This window comes from Mesorhizobium sp. M0074 (assembly GCF_040322975.1).
Lineage (GTDB): Bacteria > Pseudomonadota > Alphaproteobacteria > Rhizobiales > Rhizobiaceae > Mesorhizobium.
This window is the reverse complement of record NZ_JAMYUM010000014.1, coordinates 21,762-36,149: the sequence shown is the minus strand read 5'-3', so window position 1 is coordinate 36,149 and position 14,388 is coordinate 21,762. Positions and strand designations below refer to the sequence as shown.

Here is a 14,388-nt window from a genome sequence, read left to right as displayed (position 1 = left end):
GGCGAGCCACATGGCTGAGAGGCCGACGACGCTCTGTGGGCTTGCGAGTCCGACCGTACGGCGAATCACCGAGGCGTCTCGGGCCATATTTCATTTCAGCCTTGACATATATCAAATCTGCATGAGACGATCTTACTCATACACAAAGCGCATGTAGGCGTAAATGGAAACTCGAGATCTCCAGGCCTTTCTTGCTGTTGCTGCCAGTGGCAGCATCACCAAGTCTGCCGAGATGCTCGGGTGTTCCCAGCCTTCGGTGACACGTATCATTCAAGATCTCGAGGCAGAGCTCGGCTTCGAATTGCTGCACCGTGTCGGTCGGCGGGTGCAGTTGTCCGAGGAGGGCGTGGCCTTCGAGGAGGAAGCGCGACGCCTGCTAATGTCCTTCACCGAGCTAGCGGCGCGGGCCAAGATGATTGCCGCCGGCAAAGGTCGGATTCTGCAAATCGTTACGACCTCTGCGATCGGAACTGGCTTGATCCCGACGGCCCTGGCTGAGCTCAACGGTGTCGAACTTCCACACGAGACGCATCTCGGGCAATTTCTTCCCTCGATCGTCGCGCAGGAAGTGCGCAGCGGACGTGCCGAGATCGGGTTTTCGAGCCTGCCGCTCGACACGCCCGGCCTGGATGTCCTGAGGCTCTATTCGGCGCCTGATGTGGCTGCCGTGCGGAAAGACGATCCGCTGGCTGAGCTTGATGTGATCCCACTTTCGGCTTTTGCCGGTCGACGCGTCGCCACGCTTCTCAATCCGCTGCGTTTTCAGTTGCATGTCTCCAAGGCACTGGCGGCCAGGGGCATCGACACCGGTCCAATGATCCGGACCAATACCGCGTACGGCGCGTTGCAGATCGTGCGCCAGACTGGTGCTGCGGCAGTCATCGATCCCCTCACCGCTTATGGCGTGGCCCTGCCTGATGTCGTCATCCGCCCGATCGACGTAACTGTTCTCTTTTATTGGGGTGTTGTGGCTGCCGAAAAACGTCCCCTTCGCCCAGTCGCGCAGGCGTTGATGGATGCAGTCGAAGTGGTGGCGGAACGGTCGATCGCCGGTTTTAGGAAACTTGATCCTGCCTTGGCCGGCCGGCTGGTGACCGATTCCGTATCGGGCACAAATCATGGAACTGGAATATGAAGCATATCCCCACACCACCAACCCCAGCAGGTCTCGCTGCGCTGGAAGCACAGCTTGCGCAGGATCTCGAGTTTCTCGAGCTGCCAGCCAAGCCTTGGGTTCCTGCGCGTTCGCACGATGGCGTGCCGGTCCGTGATGTCGTGGTGATCGGCGCCGGCATGTGCGGACTTGCTGCCACGGCAAAGCTGGTGCTGACCGGGATAACCAATGTCGTGGCCTATGATGCGGCTCCGGCCGGGCTCGAAGGACCATGGGTAACGTTTGCCCGCATGCAAACGCTCCGGTCGCCGAAAACCCTGCACGGTCCGTCGCTCGGCCTGCCGCAATTGACGTTCCGCGCCTGGTTCACGGCGCAATGGGGCGTTGAGGCCTGGCGGTCGCTGGACAAAATCCCCAAGGGGCATTGGATGGACTACCTGGTCTGGTATCGCAAGGTTCTCGGTCTGCCGGTGCGCAACAGCGTGCGGATGACCGGACTGGCACCTGTTGGAGATCTGATTGCGATTGATATCGAGGGCGCGGAAACGGGCCGGGTTCTCACCCGTCGTCTCGTTCTGGCCACCGGTCGGTCTGGTTTGGGCGGTTTTGCCGTGCCCGATTTCCTCAGCGGCGTCGATCGCGCCTATTGGGCCCATTCTGCCGACGACATCGACTTCGACACGCTGAAAGGCAAGCGTGTGGCGGTGATCGGCGCCGGCGCCTCTTCCATGGATAATGCCGCAACGGCCCTCGAGGCGGGAGCCGGCTGTGTCGACATGTTGATCCGTCGCAAGGAAATGCCGCGCATCAACAAGCTGACCGGCATTGGCAGCCCAGGTGTCGTCCTCGGCATGCATCACTTGCCCGATGCCTGGAAGTGGAAATTCTTCGATTATACCGCCTCGACCCAGACACCGCCGCCGCGTTCATCGACACTTCGCGTGTCTCGCCATTCGAATGCTCGGTTCCTTCTCGACTGCGGCATAGTTGCGGTGAGGGAGGAGACAGGGACCCTGCTGGTGGAAACCACGCAGGGGCCGATGCGCTACGACTTCCTGATCGCGGCAACCGGCTTTTCAAATGACTTCAGCGGCCGCCCGGAATTTGCGGCGATCGCCCCACATATCCGCACCTGGTCGGATGGCCGATATAGGCCGGATATGGGGCCGGCTCGTGCAGGCATGTCGGACGCGCCGGATCTCGGTCCGGCCTTCGAGTTTCGCGAACGCGTCCCCGGCTCCTGCCCGATGCTGGCGCATATCCACTGCTTCAACGACGCCGCGATGCTGACCCATGGCAAGGTCTCCGGCGACATCCCGGCCGTCAGCGCCGGGGCCGACCGTCTCGTCCGCGGCATTGCCGCATCGCTGTTTGCCGAAGATGTCGAAACCCACTTCGCCAATCTGATCGCTTACGACACGCCCGAACTTCTGGGCGACGAATGGGTCGATTCAACTCCCTTGCTGCAGAAGGAGGCCGCGTGGTGATCGACGCGATGGACAAGGCTGCCGGCCTTTCACCGGATGATACCCTTTTCGCCGCAAGGCGGTTTCGGCCCGAATTCGTGCAGGGGGCGGAGGAATGTCGCATCTCCGTACTGAACCCGGCCCACGACCAAGGATTGGCGCCGAATTTGCGTGTTGCTCTTGCCCGTCGCATGGCCGCCCTGAATGTCGATGCGACCCTGTTGAACGAGTATGACATGCAGTTGGCTCAGCTTGATCCGACAGAGCAGCTTCTGGCGGTGGCCCAGGGCGAAACGGATTTGATTGAACCCCTGGCGACCATCGTCCGTCATGTTGATTTGATCACCCTGACGCCGAAAAAGGCGGAAGCGAGCCATATCGCTCTCCTGGAGAAGGCTGGATTGAACAATCCTCAGATCGTCGCGCTCTCCGAACTGATTGCCTTCGTCAATTTCCAGACGCGGGTAGCGACCGGCTTGCGATTGATGAGGTCGTCATGATTTCGTCGGTGCGCCTGAAGCCGCTGAACTGGCAGCCATACATCGCGCCGGTCGAGTTATCCGAGGCCACGCCGGAACAGCTCGATGCGATGAAGGTTACGCCCTCCGCCAAGAAAGTTTCGGAATATGTACGGACCCTTGTGCATGATCCGGAAAGCTATCTTGCCCGCACCATCTTGTTCAACGCGATCATGTACGTCGACGGCGGGCTCGCCCGTCCCGATCGCGAGCTTGGCGCCTTGGGCGCCTCGATGGTCAATGGTTGCAAATTCTGTGCCGTTGTTCACGCCCGTCGACATGCGGAGCTGACCAAGAGCGACGATGTTGTCACCGCGCTGTACCTCGACAAACCCGAAAAGCTTGGGACGCGAGATGCGGCAATCTACAGCTTTGCCCGCCGCCTGTCGGCGGCGCCGTCGGAAGCGACGGCAGACGATATCGCCTCGCTGCGATCCGTCGGCATGAATGATGCCGAGATCATCGACCTTATCCACGCCATATCGATCTTCGGCTGGGCGAACCGGCTGATGCACGTTCTCGGCTATGCGGAGAGCGGGTGATGATATCGCATGCGGTCAAGGCACTCCGTCCCACACTCTGAAGGGCACCAACCAGAATGCTTGAACTCAAAGATATAAAGCTGTCCTACGGAAGCACGCAGGTCCTGAACGGCGTCAATCTCTCGGTAAAGCGAGGTGACGTCGTGTCAATCATCGGCCCAAGCGGCACCGGCAAGACCACCCTGCTGAAATGCATCAACTACCTGGTTAAGCCTGCATCTGGAACCATCGCGTTCGACCAGATTCTGATGGATTACCAGCGCGCCGACAAGGCAGCCATCCAGGCGATCCGGCTCCGGACAGCGATGGTCTTTCAGCAATTCAACGTCTTCAAGAACATGACCGTCCTCCAGAACGTCATGGATCCGCTGGTCGTCGTGCAGCGCAAGTCCACGGACGAGGCGCGTGAAATCGCGCTGCGAGAGCTCGAAAGGGTCGGCCTCTCAGCGAAGCGGGACAGCTATCCGTCCCAGCTCTCAGGCGGACAGCTGCAACGGACTGGAATCGCACGAGCGCTGGCGGTTCGGCCGGATGTGATGCTCTTCGACGAACCGACATCATCGCTTGATCCTGAACTGGTCGGTGAAGTTCTGAAGGTGATCAAGGACGTCACCTCGTCCGGGATCACTTCGCTGCTTGTGACCCACGAGATGCAATTCGCAAGGAACATCTCAAACCGGATCGTCTTCATGGATCGTGGCGTGGTTGCCGCCGACGGCAGTCCGGCTGAGATCTTCGATGTACCATCCAGCCCACGACTTGCTCAATTCCTGCAGTCAGAACTTGCTTTTCAATAGCTCAACAAGAAGGGAACCTAAGAAATGTCTGCAATCAAATCCAGTTTTTCTCGTCGTTATGCCCTGGCCATCGCCGGCGGCATCGCAATTACCCTTGCGACAGCAGGGATCAGTTATGGTCAGACCGTTCGGACCATCAAGATCGCGACTTCTGCCGAATCCAAGCCATTGGCTTGGGGCGCGCTCGGCGTCGAGCCGCAAGGGTATGAACCCGATCTGCTGAGGGCGATCAACGCAAAGCTGCCGCAATACAAGTTCGAAATGGAAGGTGTCTCCGACATCGCGCAGGAAACCGGCCTGGCCACTGGTAAATACGACATCGCGGTCGGTGGCTACTACAAGTCGCCCGAGCGCGCCAAGCAGTTCTTCATTCCGAAAAACCCCATGGGCGCCAGCCTGATGAAGATCTACAGCAAGAAAGGCAGCGGCATCAATGAAATGAAAGACCTGGTCGGCAAGAGGATCGTTCCGACCACGGCCGGCGGCGGAACCTACAAGTTCATTATGAATTGGCAAAAAGAAAATCCGCAATACAAGCTCGATGTCACGGCATCGAGTGCCGGTATTCCGTATCCGAACCGACTGGACGAAGTTCAGAACGGCAAGTTCGACGCGCTGGTCCTGCCATCAAATCTGGGTGAGCAGACTGTCATCGATGAAAAGAAGCTCGACATCGTGGCATCCGAACCAGTCTTCACCAACAACACCTATATGCTTATTCACAGGTCAGATGAAAACAAGGTTCTGGTCGATGACGTGAACAAAGTTCTCAAGGAGTTGAAAGACGACGGCACGATCGAAAAGCTATCGCAGAAGTGGTTTGGCGAAGGCATCGTCAAGTATATGAAATGATGTGATCTGAGTAGATATCGTCAGCGGCAAGGCTGAATTGCAAGAAGGAGTGTTTCAAAGTGGATGTTTCTGCTATGATTCCCGAGTTGCTCTCGGCATTGCCGCTGACGCTCGCTATCACGTTTACCGCCATGTTGGTCGGCTTTTGCTTGGCGCTCGTTGCGACAACATTGCGGATTCGCAGGATACCAGTGGTCAGCCACCTCACCGACCTCTACGTGTCCTATGCCCGCAGCGTTCCCGTCGTCCTCCAGTTGTTCGTCGCGTTCTACGGGCTCCCCCTATTGGTGGCCCTGTTCGGCTCCGCAGATTTCTTCTCGCCGACGATCGCTGCGATAGTCGGACTGAGCTTTTACCATGGCGGCTATCTGTCGGAAGTCCTTCGGCCCGCATACCTGGCCGTCGATCGCGGCCAGCATGATGCGGCCGACAGTCTAGGATATACCTTTCGCCAGAAGATCACCCGCATCGTGGGCCCGCAAGCGGTGCACTTCGCATTGCCTGGCTATGGAAATTCCATCATCTACCTGATCCATAACGTTGCGCTGGTCATGTACATTGGGGCTGCCGACGTGATGGCGACCGCGCACTTGATCATGGAGCGCGACTATAACCAGTACCAGTTCGAAACATACCTCGTCCTGGCCGTCATCTATGCGCTGATGTGCCTGATTGCCTGGTTCATCGTGCACTTGTTCGAGCTTCGCTCGCCGATGCAGGCGCCTGAGGCCACGACAACAGCTCAGATCAAGAACGCGGCCATCGCCAGCGTCTGACCTAAAGGGTATTAAAGCATGTTCGATACCGAAATTTTGCTCCAGGACACCCAGGAAATTCTGGGCGCCGTACCTGTAACGCTTGGAATGGCGCTGACGATTTTCGTCTTGTCGACGATAGTCGGCAGCATTTTCGCACTCGTCGAATATAGACGAGTCCCGGTGCTGCGAGAGCTCATCATGGCTTACAAGATCGTCTTCAAGGGCGTTCCGATGGTCATCGTGATTTTCCTCGCCTATTTCGGTCTGCCCCCGGCATTCCAGTTCCTGCTCTCGTTGCTCGGGGTCAACTTCAACGCCCATGAAACACCCAACTCGGTCATCCTTGTTATTGCGGTGACAGGCTGTATCGCTGCGTTCCAATCCGAGATTATCAAGGGAGCCCTGAACGCCTTCGACACCGGTCAGTCAGACGCCGCCCATTCGCTGGGCTATACAAACGGCCAACTGTTTCGACGGATTCTGTTTCCCCAGGTGGTTCTCACGGCAATTCCTGATCTTACAACCTCGATGATGGTCATCATGAAGGCGCTTTCTCTCGGATTCGCCATCGAGGTTGTCGATATCTTCGCCCAGTCCCAGCTGACCGCCGCGCTGAACTACTACTACCTCGAAGCCTTCGTGATTGCCGTCGTGATCTACATGGTGATTGCCTATATCGTCACCCAGATTGCCGACAGGCTGGAGCAAGCCCTTAGGGTACGGACGTGAGCGAAGCGTCGTCAGGACCCGCGCAGCAAGGGCGGAGGAACTCAAGGCTCAGTTGAGGCCTGCAAACAGCTGATGGGGCGAACTCGCAGCCAGACCTGCGGGCTCATGTAATCGACACCTCACCCTGGTGGGTGCCACGGTCGACGGCTTGGCGACGACGAAGGCGAAGTTTCCAACAGCGGGCGCCGCATTATCGCAGATTGGTCAGATCCACTGGACGATTGTTGATGATCGCTTCCATGGAAAAGAAGCCTGTCACCGTAGCCAGGTCGAAGTTCGTAATCAGTTTCTGGTAGAATGCATCGTAGCCGGACATGCCTTGTGTCACGACCTTGATCAGGTAGTCCCAATCTCCTCCGATCCGATAGAAATCGATCACCTCCGGCAACCGTTCGACATGGGTACGGAACGCCTCACTCCACTCCTTGGAATGGTGGCGAGTGCGGATCATTACGAAAACCGTCAGATCGAGCCCCATGGCGCGGAGATCGATACTGCTGTGCGACCCGCGGATAACACCTAGCGACTGGAGGCGCTGGATCCGCCGCCAGCACGCATTCTGGGACCGGCCGACCCTCTCCGCCAAATCACGCTGCGAAAGGCTTGCATCGATTTGCATGGCCGTCAGAATCTTCATATCAAATGCATCGATTTTCGCCCGATCTTCGATCATCTGACACGCTCTTTGCAAGAAAATGCAGAAAATAGGTGAATTTTTTCGACCGTGGAGCAGGCTACAATCGGAGTCAATATCCGAGCCGGGGAGAATGACCGTGCAAGCAGTTCGCCCAACGACGAGGCAGACCGAGACCCCTCTGTCAAAGTTCCGCCAGGGGTTGAAGAAAAAGGCTGACGTGACCGCCGACCTCCGGGATGGGCTTGTGGGATCGACGGCGAAAATCGTGGGTCCCTACGGGCAAAAGGACTTGGTGTACGCCGACTATGTCGCGTCAGGCCGCGCACTCCGTCAGATCGAGCGCTTTGTGCTTGAGGAGGTCCTGCCGTACTACGCCAACAGCCACACGGAAGCCTCGTATTGCGGAGGCTTCATGACCCGCATGCGTCGGGAAGCGCGCGCCCTGATCGGTCAATTCTGCGGGGCCACCGAACGGCATGCTGTGATCTTCACCGGCTCCGGCGCTACGTCGGGGATCAACCGCCTCGTCAAGCTATTCGGCGTCGCTGAAGCCGTGGCAGCGGGCAAGCGCGCTCGGATCATTATCGGTCCCTATGAGCATCATTCCAACATTCTGCCCTGGCGCGAGAGCGGGGCAGAAATCGTGGAAATCGCTGAGCATCCGTCTGGCGGGCCGGACCTGTCTCAGCTCAAGGACGCGGTTGGCGGGGGGTCGTCAGATCTAACGATATGCTCGATGTCCGCGGCCTCGAACGTCACGGGCATCACCAGCGATGTCGCGGCCATCACCGTGATCGTGAAGGCCGCCGGCGCAAAGATGATCTGGGACTATGCGGGCGCAGGTCCTTACCTGCCGATTTCCATGTCGCCCGCCCCAGATGCCGAGATCGACGCAATAGTTGTTTCGCCTCACAAGTTCCTCGGAGGCCCCGGCGCTTCCGGCATCTTGATCGTTCGACGCGACGTATCTTCGACGAAAACGCCGTCGTGGCCAGGTGGTGGGACGGTGAAGTTTGTCTCCCCGAAGACACACGATTACAGCGACAGCCTGGAATCCCGCGAGGAAGCCGGCACGCCGAACGTGATCGGCGACATACGAGCCGCGCTGGCCTTCATCGTCAAAGATGCGATCGGACTCGACGCGATGACAGCACGCAATCGCGAGCTGGCGCGTCGTGCTTTTCGCGCATGGAAAGCCCTGCCGCGGCTGGAGCTCCTCGGTCTATCGGATCCTGAGCGGCTTCCGATCTTTTCCTTCCGGATCAAAAACGGAAAGGACGGCTACGTCCACCAGCAGTTGATCACGCGCATGCTAAGCGACCGGTTCGGGATCCAGGCGCGCGGTGGCTGCGCCTGCGCCGGCCCGTATGTTCACAGACTGCTGTCGATCGACGACGAACAGTCCGAGGAAATCAGGCAAGCCATTCTCTCCGGCGACGAAATGAAAAAGCCGGGATTCACCCGGCTGAATTTCAGCGTTCTGCTGCCGGACGAGAAGGTGCAGTTCATACTCGATGCCGTGGCGCAGATTGCGTCCGACGCAACGGACTTCGAGCATGACTACGACCTCGATCCTGGCCGGGCGATCTTCTTCCCGCGAGCCGCAGTCGAGGGCATTGCCCATGCAGCAGCCTGAAGTCGCCGGGTTCTGTGATGCACGGACGGGCAGCATCCAATATGTCGTTGCATGCCCGAGTTCACGAAGATGCGCCATAATCGACCCCGTACTCGATTTCGACGAAAAGTCTGGCTCGACAGCAACGACAAACGCGGACGCGATCCTCGACTACATCAACAGCCGCAATTTGAAGCTCGAGTGGATCCTGGACACCCATCCGCATGCGGATCACTTTTCGGCCGCGCGCTATCTCAAGGCGAAAACCGGCGTGCCGACAGCGATCGGCGAGCGCGTGAAGCAAGTACAGCAGATATGGCGGCAAATCTACAATTGGCCAGATCTCGCATGCGACGGCTCACAGTGGGATCGGCTGTTTCGCGACGGCGAGACCTTCAACATCGGCGAGTTGGAAGTGCGCGTCATGCAGTCGCCAGGACACACCTTGGCGTCGATCAGCTATGTCATCGGCGACGCGGCGTTCATTCACGACACACTTTTCATGCCAGATAGCGGCTCCGCCCGCGCCGATTTTCCAGGCGGCAGCGCAGCTGATCTGTGGCAGTCCATTCAGGATATTTTGAGCTTACCCGACGAGACCCGTCTCTTCACCGGTCACGACTACAGCCCTGGAGGGCGCCAGGCTCTGTGGGAGAGTTCGGTGGCGGAGCAGAAGGAGAAAAACCCGCACGTCGCCGGTCAATCTCGGAGTGCGTTCATCAGGCTTCGAGAGGCGCGAGACAGGGCATTGCCGATGCCAACGCTCATGTTGCATGCCCTCCAGGTCAATATTCGCGGAGGAGAGCTGCCTCAGATCCAGGAAAATGGCCTGCGTTATCTGAAAATCCCGCTCAACGCGCTGCCAGGATCGGTCTGGGGTCAGTGACGAGTTGGAAGGGCTCCCTCCAGCAGCTTCAGCTCACGATCGGTTCAGGATTGCTGCCGGATACACGCTCGTCCGAATTGGCGCAGGCGGGTCGATCCTCGCCATGTACGTCGTCGGGATGAGCAATCCTCGGAGCGCTCTCGGAGGTGATCGCGGTAAGCAATTGCGGTGGCGCGCCTGCAACACTATTATCGATCATGTTCTGAGGAGGTATCTCGGATGTGGAATAGGATCGCCAAGCTTCGGTTGTCGAGCCGCACCTGGGAGGCAATTCTTTTGGGGATGAAAAGCTTGAGGCGAACCTCAAATAGCCGATGTATGTACTGGTGATTTGACGCGATTCCATAGACAGCGGTCCTCCGCCATCACTATCCCCCTGACGCTACGATGTGCATGCTCGGACAGGCGTTTCGCCGCTGCCCTATTCTGCAGCTCGAGCTTTAAACCCATCCAACCGAACATGCTGAGTGCTGCCTTCGGGAGCAACGCTCATCCTTCCGCTGGATCACCGGACATTGCGGAGTATCCTGATAGAGGTGGGGTGGCAGACACGATTCGATTCGGACTCTGGTGCGACGGTGAAATGATCGCCGTTCTCAAAGTTCGTTGGCCGATAGTTGGTGCGGGTGGTCGGCATCGAACCGACACTCCTTTCGGAACTGGATTTTGAATCCAGCGCGTCTACCAATTCCACCACACCCGCATGCAACCACCAAGTCCGTTCGCGGTGTTTGCGAGACCCCGCGACTCCTGTGTGGCTCCTGGAGCGCGTATGTGCCACAAGGTATTCCATGAAGTCCGGAGCGATTTCCCCGCGAAATTCGTGCCTTTTAATTCGCTCACGAGCCGAACGCTCCCAACCTAGCCATTTGGCACCGACTCCTAGTACGACCCTCGTTCACTTGGCATGGTCCAAGGCCGAGTTTGTTTCGCGGGCGAATGGCTTCCGAGCCGGCCTTTCCGGACGATAACTCGCGCCACCTACGGACAATCCCCAAGCAGACAATGACCGCCAAGCCAGCGGTGGCTTCGACTTTCAGGGACCCCGACCCGACCTGTGCGAGGCCGTCGAGCAGAGTCTGCCGCCGAGACGCGTAGAGGCGCTTCATGCGTCGCAGATGCCGAATATAGTGCCCCTCTCGCGCAGGAACTAGGCCACCGCGCCTTGGAGCGCTAGAGCTGGAGCCGGCGCCAGGCAGGCGCATACGTCACCGAATCGGCCAGTCAGTTCGATGGGCGTAACGACGAACCCGAGGCGCAGGACTGGGCTGATCGTCTTGCTGAAGCCGCCAATATGAAGGACCCGCCCACCGTGATCGAGCGAAGCGAGCGCTGGAGCCGCCCGGCCGGTCAGCTGCAGCTCGCTCATATAATTGTCATCGATGATCCAGGCGTGGCTCCGCCGAGCCCAAGCGAGCAACACAAGCCTGCGGGTCAGCGACATCGTCATCCCAAGCGGCGCATGTTGCCCTGACGTGACGATCGCCAGCGCTGCGTCCTGAGCGCTCCGGACGCCGGAAGCCACATCCAGGCCTTCGGCGTCGACCGGAACGGGCGTCACGGTGATGCCGGCCAAATCGAGCGCTTTGCGCGTGATCGGGAAGCTCGGATCCTCGATCAAGGCTCGCGATCCCTCGACCTGCAGAGCGCGCACCGCCAGACCCATCGCCCCGGAATGGAATAGCCTGCCGCGATGAACACCTGGTAGGGACTGCCTGGGACAGCGCCCCTTGGCTCCGATAGAGGATTTCATGGGCACGGCCATGGCAAAGATATTTCAGTTACGCTCCTCGATTTCAGGCGGTGGAAGCAATTAGCCGTCGCGCTGCGGACAGGCTTCAGTGGGATGGTACTGTCCCCGGACCCGAGATAACGGGCACCGTGAATTGAAAAGCGGCACCTTTTGGAAAATTCGCGGCCGCCCACAATCGTCCTCCGTGAGCTTCGACGATCGAACGGCAGATCGATAGTCCCATCCCTAAGCCGCTCGACTTCGTCGTATAGAACGCCTCAAAGGCTCGCTCCAAGGCGACTTCGGGCAGCCCAGGGCCAGAGTCCCGCACCGCAACGAGAACGCAATCCTCCTCGGGTTGGGTGCTGATCAGCAGTTCTCGACGGTCGTCACTCATTTGGCTCATCGACTCGACGGCGTTCATGATCAAATTCAGCATGACTTGTTGAAGCTGTACGCGATCGCCTTGAACCACTGGCAAGCCCTCCGCCAACTGGATCTGCATCTGAACACCATTTTTCGATACTTCACTGCGAGTGAGTCCAACAATTTCCGAAATTGCAAGATTTATTTCCAGGTTGTCCTTTCGTGCAGGGGCCTTCTTAATCAGCGCGCGCGTCCGTTCAATAATGTCGGTGGCGCGCATGCCGTCGTTCACGAAGCGGTTGATCGCCTCTGTCGCGTGTACGACGTCTGGCGGCTTGCGAGTGAGGCAGCTCAGCGCGGTCTCCGCGTTGAGGAGCGCGGCCGCGATCGGCTGGGTGAGCTCGTGGGCAATAGAAGCCGTGAGCTGCCCCAAAGTCGTAACGCGGCTCATGTGAGCGAGGTCGGCCTGCGCTGTCCACAAGGACGCCTCCGCGCGCTCGGCGCGAATGATTGCCGTCACATCGGACCCTGTGCCGCGGTAGCCGCTGAATTCTCCGGCGGCGTCAAACACGGGCTTGCCGCTGGCTTTCACGTACATCGGAGAACCGGTGCCGTCCGCAGAGCAAAATACGAAGTCGCGAAACGGTTTGCGCGTATCAAGGGTCTCAAGAACAAGCCGCCATTTCTCCGGTTCCGTTTCGAAGTCGAGAGCATGATCCCAGCACTTCGTGCCAATCCGATCCGCTGGGTCTGAACCAAACGCATTCTCGGTCAACAGCGTGTAATTGTAATCCGTACCGATTTCCCACAGCCAATCGGAGGCAGTTTGGGCGTAGTCTCGGAATCTCGCTGCGCTCTCCCGCAGCTCTTCTTCGGCACGCTTTCGATCGTCGATGTCGGTGCTGAATCCCGACCACTTGATGACTTGGCCGGCCGGGTCAAGAGAGGGGCGAGCGAGAAACAGGAACCAGCGATATTCCCCGTCCGCCCCACCCAGACGAACTTCCGCTTGAACGGGCGCACTCGACGCTAGAACGCTTCGCCAGCCGGCGAGAAGTCGGGGAAGGTCCTCCGGGTGGACGCGAATCTGCCAACCTCGGCCACGTAACTCTGCTAACGCCACACCAGTGTATTCGCGCCAGCGCTGATTCAGAAAGTCAATTTGTCCGTCGGGCGCGGCCGTCCATACAAGTCCGGGTAACTCATCAACGGCACCGCCAAGCTCACCCTGCATTGCAGGTCCCTTCCCGACCACGGCCGGCCGAAACGCGCCACCATACAAACGATGATCGACATCGTTTTTGTTATATGCCCTCCACTTAATATATGTTCTCCACCGAAGCCAGTGCGAATGGGTTCAAGGTCCGGTGAGCTGGATATCTCAAATTGTTTGGTGACCAGAGACTTCGCTAAATCACGACCTCAACTGCCTCACATGCTCTGGTGGCGAACCAGGTCGGAAAGCGGCAATGTCAGCAGCCATTGCAAATTTGATCGCGTTCAGGAGCTCCTCGTGCCGGACTGGCTTGGTCAGGAATTCAATCGCCCCTGCTTTCATGGCGCGCACCGACATTGCCACATCGGCGTGACCGCTTATGAAGATCAGTGGAAGCCGCACCTTTGCTTTGGCCAGGTCGGCCTGAAAATCCAGTCCGCCGTGTTCGGGAAGCCATGCGTCCAGCACAAGACAGCTTGGCGGCGAAGGACGATCGCTATCGAGGAAAGCGCGTACGGAGGGGAAAGCCTCAGCGCATAGGCCCGCCGACTCTATTAAGCCGACCAAGGCCTCCCTAATCTCGGGCTCGTCGTCTACCACAGCTACATAGGGCGCCGCGGTGCGAGACGGGGCTTCGGGACTCGGAACCAGCCGCAACCATTCCGGCACAGTCTCGTGTTCCGATGTTTTCTCCATGGGTGGAGGCGCCGGATTCTCTGTGACGTCATCGTCCGCGAAAAGGTAACCGCGGCCAGGAATGGTCTTGATCATATCTCCGTCCGACCCGAGCACCCTTCGCAGCGCAGCCATCTGAAATCGGAGGTTACTGTCGTCGACGATAGTGGACGGCCATACGCACTTCAGGATGCCATTCTTCTCGACGATCGTGCCACGCACCCGCAACAATGCCGTCAGGAGATCGAAAGCTCTGCTGCCGATCGGGACCGGACGACCGTCACATAGCAAGACACGCGATCGAGGCAACACGCAGAACCGTCGGAAACGCAAAGGGCGCTCCCCAAATGACTCCGGCTCCTCACCTGTCCGGCCGATAGCCGTGGATATCTGCGATTCCGACCCGTGCATGTACGCATCCCTCAGGCTTTCTTAAGATACTGCCTCTGACTTTATTAGATCTCCCGGATGAACTTTCGATACAG

General features: G+C 58.7%; 14 protein-coding genes and 1 tRNA gene. 10 read left to right on the top strand and 5 right to left on the bottom strand.

Annotated elements, in window-relative coordinates:
- Window positions 1-163 precede the first annotated feature (163 nt).
- The 8 genes from NKJ73_RS19430 to NKJ73_RS19395 are packed head-to-tail and all read left to right on the top strand — an operon-like array spanning window position 164 to window position 6,776.
- On the top strand, window positions 164-1,135 hold the full coding sequence (locus tag NKJ73_RS19430) for a LysR family transcriptional regulator (protein ID WP_352570666.1): 972 nt from the start codon (window positions 164-166) through the stop codon (window positions 1,133-1,135).
- Window positions 1,132-2,601, top strand: coding sequence for an NAD(P)-binding domain-containing protein (locus tag NKJ73_RS19425; protein ID WP_352570665.1), 1,470 nt, complete (start codon window positions 1,132-1,134; stop codon window positions 2,599-2,601). Before NKJ73_RS19430 ends, NKJ73_RS19425 begins: the two co-directional genes overlap by 4 nt.
- Window positions 2,595-3,080 carry a CMD domain-containing protein gene (locus NKJ73_RS19420; RefSeq protein WP_352570664.1) on the top strand — a complete coding sequence of 162 codons (486 nt, stop codon included), beginning with the start codon at window positions 2,595-2,597 and terminating at the stop codon, window positions 3,078-3,080. Before NKJ73_RS19425 ends, NKJ73_RS19420 begins: the two co-directional genes overlap by 7 nt.
- Window positions 3,077-3,640, top strand: a complete 564-nt coding sequence (locus tag NKJ73_RS19415) for a peroxidase-related enzyme (RefSeq protein WP_352570663.1) — start codon at window positions 3,077-3,079, stop codon at window positions 3,638-3,640. Before NKJ73_RS19420 ends, NKJ73_RS19415 begins: the two co-directional genes overlap by 4 nt.
- A 56-nt stretch (window positions 3,641-3,696) precedes the next feature.
- Window positions 3,697-4,437, top strand: coding sequence for an amino acid ABC transporter ATP-binding protein (locus tag NKJ73_RS19410; protein ID WP_352570662.1), 741 nt, complete (start codon window positions 3,697-3,699; stop codon window positions 4,435-4,437).
- Between the two features lie 24 nt (window positions 4,438-4,461).
- Window positions 4,462-5,289, top strand: a complete 828-nt coding sequence (locus NKJ73_RS19405; protein WP_352570660.1) for a transporter substrate-binding domain-containing protein — start codon at window positions 4,462-4,464, stop codon at window positions 5,287-5,289.
- 59 nt (window positions 5,290-5,348) lie between these two features.
- The gene (locus NKJ73_RS19400) at window positions 5,349-6,065 is read left to right on the top strand and encodes an amino acid ABC transporter permease (protein WP_352570659.1); all 717 of its coding nucleotides are present in this window, start codon (window positions 5,349-5,351) and stop codon (window positions 6,063-6,065) included.
- 18 nt (window positions 6,066-6,083) lie between these two features.
- Complete coding sequence (locus NKJ73_RS19395; RefSeq protein ID WP_352570658.1) at window positions 6,084-6,776, top strand: amino acid ABC transporter permease; 693 nt, start codon at window positions 6,084-6,086, stop codon at window positions 6,774-6,776.
- A gap of 190 nt (window positions 6,777-6,966) precedes the next feature.
- Here the strand turns inward: NKJ73_RS19395 and NKJ73_RS19390 are convergent, their stop codons facing one another.
- A complete protein-coding gene (locus NKJ73_RS19390; protein ID WP_352570657.1) occupies window positions 6,967-7,449 on the bottom strand; it encodes an Lrp/AsnC family transcriptional regulator in 483 nt (160 codons plus the stop codon).
- A gap of 100 nt (window positions 7,450-7,549) precedes the next feature.
- Here NKJ73_RS19390 and NKJ73_RS19385 point away from each other — a divergent pair, with 100 nt between their 5' ends.
- Window positions 7,550-9,049 (top strand): aminotransferase class V-fold PLP-dependent enzyme, encoded by a 1,500-nt coding sequence (locus NKJ73_RS19385; RefSeq protein ID WP_352570822.1) that lies wholly within the window; start codon window positions 7,550-7,552, stop codon window positions 9,047-9,049.
- The gene (locus tag NKJ73_RS19380; RefSeq protein ID WP_352570656.1) at window positions 9,036-9,914 is read left to right on the top strand and encodes an MBL fold metallo-hydrolase; all 879 of its coding nucleotides are present in this window, start codon (window positions 9,036-9,038) and stop codon (window positions 9,912-9,914) included. The genes NKJ73_RS19385 and NKJ73_RS19380 overlap by 14 nt, the downstream gene beginning before the upstream one ends.
- Window positions 9,915-10,532: 618 nt before the next feature.
- On the opposite strand, the gene NKJ73_RS19375 is transcribed toward NKJ73_RS19380, so the two are convergent.
- From NKJ73_RS19375 to NKJ73_RS19360, 4 genes are all read right to left on the bottom strand, one after another.
- Window positions 10,533-10,617 (bottom strand) — tRNA-Leu (locus NKJ73_RS19375).
- 447 nt (window positions 10,618-11,064) lie between these two features.
- On the bottom strand, window positions 11,065-11,535 hold the full coding sequence (locus NKJ73_RS19370) for an aminotransferase class I/II-fold pyridoxal phosphate-dependent enzyme (RefSeq protein WP_352570655.1): 471 nt from the start codon (window positions 11,533-11,535) through the stop codon (window positions 11,065-11,067).
- Between the two features lie 217 nt (window positions 11,536-11,752).
- Window positions 11,753-13,246, bottom strand: coding sequence for a PAS domain-containing sensor histidine kinase (locus tag NKJ73_RS19365; RefSeq protein ID WP_352570654.1), 1,494 nt, complete (start codon window positions 13,244-13,246; stop codon window positions 11,753-11,755).
- Window positions 13,247-13,426: 180 nt separating this feature from the next.
- On the bottom strand, window positions 13,427-14,314 hold the full coding sequence (locus NKJ73_RS19360) for a response regulator (protein WP_352570653.1): 888 nt from the start codon (window positions 14,312-14,314) through the stop codon (window positions 13,427-13,429).
- Window positions 14,315-14,388 lie beyond the last annotated feature (74 nt).